Annotated in this window: 7 protein-coding genes; 4 read left to right on the plus strand and 3 right to left on the minus strand. The window is 58.8% G+C overall.

The genetic code is table 11. The annotated features are described in order from the left end of the window. Positions 1-117: 117 nt before the first annotated feature. Entirely contained in the window at positions 118-816 is a 699-nt protein-coding gene (locus tag HKN37_00825; protein ID NNE45182.1) for a hypothetical protein, read from the plus strand. 17 nt (positions 817-833) lie between these two features. Here the strand turns inward: HKN37_00825 and HKN37_00830 are convergent, their stop codons facing one another. After that, entirely contained in the window at positions 834-1,484 is a 651-nt protein-coding gene (locus tag HKN37_00830; GenBank protein NNE45183.1) for a riboflavin synthase, read from the minus strand. Between the two features lie 2 nt (positions 1,485-1,486). Then, positions 1,487-2,644, minus strand: a complete 1,158-nt coding sequence (gene ribD / locus HKN37_00835) for a bifunctional diaminohydroxyphosphoribosylaminopyrimidine deaminase/5-amino-6-(5-phosphoribosylamino)uracil reductase RibD (GenBank protein ID NNE45184.1) — start codon at positions 2,642-2,644, stop codon at positions 1,487-1,489. Between the two features lie 278 nt (positions 2,645-2,922). Between ribD and HKN37_00840 the strand changes: the two genes are divergently transcribed. The 3 genes from HKN37_00840 to HKN37_00850 all read left to right on the plus strand — a co-directional run bounded on the left by HKN37_00840 (position 2,923) and on the right by HKN37_00850 (position 4,470). Beyond that, a complete protein-coding gene (locus HKN37_00840) occupies positions 2,923-3,549 on the plus strand; it encodes a 1-acyl-sn-glycerol-3-phosphate acyltransferase (GenBank protein ID NNE45185.1) in 627 nt (208 codons plus the stop codon). A gap of 119 nt (positions 3,550-3,668) precedes the next feature. Next, positions 3,669-3,992 (plus strand): metalloregulator ArsR/SmtB family transcription factor, encoded by a 324-nt coding sequence (locus HKN37_00845; GenBank protein ID NNE45186.1) that lies wholly within the window; start codon positions 3,669-3,671, stop codon positions 3,990-3,992. Between the two features lie 40 nt (positions 3,993-4,032). Continuing rightward, positions 4,033-4,470, plus strand: a complete 438-nt coding sequence (locus tag HKN37_00850; protein ID NNE45187.1) for an SRPBCC domain-containing protein — start codon at positions 4,033-4,035, stop codon at positions 4,468-4,470. Between the two features lie 80 nt (positions 4,471-4,550). Here HKN37_00850 and HKN37_00855 read toward each other — a convergent pair. Then, positions 4,551-5,417 (minus strand): S8 family serine peptidase (locus HKN37_00855; protein NNE45188.1); only part of this gene is annotated, 867 nt, incomplete at its 5' end.

The following is a 5,417-nucleotide window of genomic DNA, read 5'->3' on the forward strand; positions in this document are numbered from 1 at the left end:
TCTCTGCCTTTCACCACGTTCTTCCTCGAGCCTATCAAGCAAAACTCTGTGGTTCGCGCCGTCGTGCCGGCGCTGGAGTCGAGAACGTCCGTCGGTAGGCGTTGGTGGCGGCGAATTTTGAATCTGATTCTTCTGGCAGCCACTATTGGCTTAGTGGCGTACTACTGGAAGAATCTCGAGAAGGGCAGGCGGTTTCAGAGTCTGACGTTCATTGTACTTGTCCTGGGCCTGTCGTGCGCTGTCCTGTTGCTCGCCGTCGATGTATCAAAATCCACCGTCGGACACGTCCGCACGTATCGCTACTACGCACCGGTTGCGCCGGTCTTGCTTGTCTTCTACGTGCAGTCAGCGCTTCATTTGTTTCGCAGGGGTGGTCTGGCATCAAAGGCGCTGGGTATCGGTGTGGCGATCCTTTTCTTGCCATTGTTGACCTGGATTGGGCAGCAAGTTTTGAAGACGGCCACCTTCCCCGGTCTGGATTTCCAAGCCGGGATGGAGTTTGTCAATGAAACCAGTTCGCGAGTGCGCGGCGATGAGCCGGGCGTGTTCTTCGGCCACATGGCAACCTTCTGCCAGAGCACTCTGCCTGTGGTCAACTTGAATTCGGACAGATCATTCTGGGACGAGAGTTCTGCGGCGGATTCGGTGTGGCTCTTCTTCGTACTCAATCGGAAGGTGGGTCGTGAGAGCTACATCGAACCCATCGACGAGCTGGTCCGGGAATTCGATCTTGAGGGAGCGGAGCGCGACGGCTGGGAGGTATACTACAGGCGATTCGGGCCGGGGAAACTGAGAAGCGACGTCGAAGCCCCGTGAGCCGCAAGTCCAGGTCTCTACTTCGCAAAGCCGGTACTGCGCAGGAGGTCCATCGAGATGTTGTCCGGCGCTGCCGATCGATCGCCGCGCTCAAGCCATCTGGCGACGTACTTGCCGATCACGTCGAATTCAAGATTGACCACGCTACCCTCGTGCCAGTGGCGGACAATGGTGTGGTCGAACGTGTACGGGATGATGGCAACGGTGAAGCTGCCCTCGTGCAGTCGCGCAACGGTCAAACTGATGCCGTCGACCGCAATGGAACCTGTTGGGATCAGGTAGGCGGCATACCGCTCTTCGTATGACACGGTGAAGAGCCAGCTTGACGTTTGCTTCTGAACGGCTGTGATCAAGCCCGTTGCATCGACGTGTCCCTGAACAAGGTGGCCATCCAGCCGGGTAGCCGGAGTGATAGACCGCTCGAGGTTTACCGCAGATCCAGGCTGCAGCGCTCCCATGTTAGTCTTCAAGAGTGTCTCCTCGACCGAGACCACATCGAACTGGTTCCCCTTCACTGCTATCACGGTCTGACAGACGCCGCTGATAGAGACGCTCTGGTCCTCGTGCAGATCGGGCGCAAAGTCGGCCCGGACGCTCAGTTGCTTCCCTCCGCCGAGGTCTCTGACGGCTGCGACCTCCCCCACCGCTTCAATGATTCCCGTAAACACAATCAAGCCCTCGTCAGATGCTCAAGGTCGGAGACCGAGTACCGGTATCCCGAGAAAAGCATGTCATCACCGACATGCGCCCAGTGATGCTCGGCAAACGTATACGCCGCAGAGGCATCGGATGTGCCGAAGTCACCGAACGACGGAACGCCGCCTCCAACCAGAGAGGGTGCGATGAAGAGATGCAGGCGATCCACGAGACTTGCCTGCATCAACGCCGTCGCCAGACCCGATCCCCCCTCCACCATGACGGACTGGATTGGCGGAATGTCAACTATTCCTGCTCCCAGTCTCTCCAGCAGCTTGCGAAGGTCGAGATGGCGGTTCGTCTCCGGAACATTGATGACTCGCCCTCCTGCCTTCTCGAGAGCATCAGCGTATGGCGGGCGTATGCCTGTCGCCGTAACACTGATTGTACGCTCGGTATGCTCATCTGCGAACAGCCGCAGATCGGCGGGAAGGCTCCCCTTGCGGTCGAGAACAATTCTCCAGGGCTGCCTGCCTTCAACGTGTCGCACCGTGAGTGCAGGATCGTCGCTGTGTGCCGTTCCGCTTCCGACCATGATCGCATCGATTACCGAACGCCAGCGGTGAACAAGGTGACGCGACTCCGGGCCGGAGATCCACTGAGAGTCACCGGTGGCTGTCGCGACAGCGCCATCCAGAGACTGCGCGACTTTCAGTGTAAGCAGCGGTCGGGATGTTGCTATATGGTGGATGAACGCTTCGTTCAGGCGGCATGACTCGTGCGACATCAGTCCCACGCGAACATCCACACCTGCTTCCTGCAGTGCAGCGACCCCCTTGCCGGCAACCTCCGGACTCGGGTCCAGCATACCAACCACTACTCTGGGGATTTTCTTTTCAAGAACCAGATCGACGCACGGCGGCGTTTTGCCGTGATGACTACAGGGTTCCAGATTCACGTACAGCGTCGCGGTCGAGAGTTGGTCGCCGTGGCCCGCGTCCTGCGCAGCGACAACTGCGTTGACCTCCGCATGTGGACCGCCGAACTGTCGATGCCAACCCTTGCCCAGGATCGTACCGTCGGCGCCGACGATGACGCATCCGACCATCGGGTTGGGACTGACGAACCCACCCCCTTGCTCGGCCAGTTCCAGGCATCGAGCCATCCAGCGATGATCTTGCGAAGGCGTCATACGGATCTAGCCGATTGCGGTGGTGCCATTCCAAAATACGATGAACCCCGTCGCTTATCGAGGCTCGAGTTTGGTTGGCGAGACCTCCGCACTAACTTCCCCGGTGACGAACTCAACGATCTGGCGACGTGATGACGGCTCTTCGTTCCGCCTACGTATGGGTAGCAGTTTCCCTGCTTATGCTGGTGTGGCTTCCCTGGTTGGCATTAGTACGGCTGACTGACCGTGATCCAGCGCATTACCGGACAGGGCGTTGGTTCAGGCGACTCGGAGTTGCGATGACATGGGTCAATCCGTTCTGGTCGATCGAGGTGTCTGGCCGGATGCCGGAAAACCCCCGGAAGCCGTACGTCGTCATCTGCAATCACCAGTCGCTTGCCGATATCCCCATCGTAAGTCTGCTTCCGTGGGAGATGAAGTGGGTCGGCAAGGCCGAATTGTGGAAGGTGCCAGTGATCGGGTGGATGATGCGGCTTTCCGGTGATATTCCAGTGAGGCGAGGCGACGCGCGAGACGGCGCGAAGGCGCTGATCACCGCGAGAGATTATCTGCGGAAGAAATGTTCAGTGATCTTCTTTCCGGAGGGAACGAGGTCGAAGGATGGACGGGTCCGGCCGTTCAACGAGGGGGCTTTTGGCCTGGCGATAAAGGAGCGTTTGAACGTACTTGTGGTAGCGCTCGACGGAACGGTCGATGCGTTGCCGAAGAATGACTGGCGCTTCAGCGGGACCGGGCCGATTCGGTTGAAGGTAGTCGGGGAGGTCGAAACGGACACATACGGAAAGAGAGAGGCCGGGCGGCTGGCGACTGACGTCAGGTCGATGATCATCGGACAGGTGGCAGAGTGGAGGGGTGTCGACGCGGTCGAGCTTGAAGGCGTGAGGAAGACGGGGGTTCTGAGCTGACTCGTGCCGGGGCGTAGTCTAGAGAGATTCCGCTGTTTCCCGCGTTCTTCCGAGAATGACGTGGAAAGAACAACCAGACTCTTGTCGGGAAGGCCTGTTTTCACTATACTGGTAACCATATGGTTACCAATACACATAATCTCGACCTGACGTTCGGTGCGTTGTCCGACCCGACGCGGCGAGCCATTCTCGAGCGGCTCTCCGAGGGCGAAGCCACCGTTAATGAGCTGGCGCAGCCCTTCGACATATCCCGGCCGGCCATTTCGAAGCACCTGCGCGTGCTGGAACGCGCCGGGCTGGTAACCCGCACGCCGGACGGCCGGGTCAGCCGCTGCGAACTCAACGCCCAACCCATGCGCGAGGCCACCGAATGGGTATCTCGCTACCGGAGATTCTGGGAGCAGCAACTCGACAGCCTGGAGCGCTACCTGGATCAGAAATAAGTCAGAATAAAGATCCTCCATCATAGACAGAAGGAATACAATGGATGTGAAAACCAAGAACTCGATTCAACTATCTCGTGTCATCAATGCCAGCCAGCGAGTCGTCTTCGACGCCTGGACTCAACCGGAGAAACTCAGCGAGTGGTCTTGCCCCGAAGGAGCGACCGTGGAGATCGCCGACGTCGACCTGACTGTCGGCGGGCGTTACCGGATTCGGATGAAGACAGGTGAGGATCAGTACCACACCGCGATCGGAGCGTATCGGGAAATCGACGCGCCGAACCGCCTCGTGTACACCTGGGCATGGGAAGAAATACCCGACGCCTACCAGAGCCTCGTGACAGTGACGTTCAACTCACTCGGGGATTCCACCGAAGTCGTGATCTTACACGAGCGATTCCCCGACGAGAAAACCGCGACGGACCACGAGATGGGCTGGACGAGCTGCCTCGACAAGCTGGAAGGGCTATTCGCCTAAAAGCCCGTGGATGCCAAAACGAAAGGTCCGGCGGTGTGCTAACCGCCGGACCTCATGCTGGTTTTCGGTGACTGGACGACCTACTTCACAAGAGTTATGCTGGAGATCAAGGTCGGCGTCGTGTAGGTCCGTGTGAGCACCGGCACTACGAACGCGCCACGCGTCGTCGTTCCGGAGGGACCCCCCGAGACTGAAGTCCTCGCGCTCTTCATCACCATTATCTCGACAGTAGCCGGTGCGGCCGTCGGATCTCCAGCCAGATAGCGAGCCACGATTCCGGTGACGTGCGCGGCCGACATCGACGTGCCACTCTGGAACTCAACGCTGCCTCCACTCGACAGGGAGATCAGTGCGTCACCGGGTGCGAGAACGTCAACACTCGGACCGTAGTTCGAAAACCACGAGAAGCCATATCCAGAGGTGACGTCGGTCTTTACTTCACTCTTCAACTGACCGAACGATCCAACCGTGATTGCTCCCGGAACGTGCGCCGGCGTAAAGTAGGATGCGTTAGCCTCAGCGTTTCCGGCAGCAACGACGTACACGACACCCGCCGAAATCGACGCCTGGATCGCGTCGTCCAGAGCCGTGAATTTTGTCGTCCCGATGTTCTCGCCGAGGCTCATGTTGACTACCATGGCCCGCTTCGGATTCGCCAGTTTCTCCTTTGTGATCGTCTCAACCGCTGCGATCACGACCGATACGTCGGCGAGTCCGTACTTGTCAAGAACCCTGTAGTCATGGATCGCGACTCCCGGAGCCACACCAAGTATTCCGGTCTGGTTGTCGACGGCGCCGATGAGCCCGGCGACGTGCGTTCCGTGTCCGTCGGGATCGCCTGCGAGGCCATCATTCTGGAAGTTGATTCTCTCGACGACGTTAAGATCGGAATGATCGACACCCGAGTCTACTACATAGACGTGGACGCCTTCCTTCGCTGACTCCTC

It is taken from the genome of Rhodothermales bacterium (assembly GCA_013002345.1).
Classification (GTDB): Bacteria; Bacteroidota; Rhodothermia; order Rhodothermales; family JABDKH01; genus JABDKH01.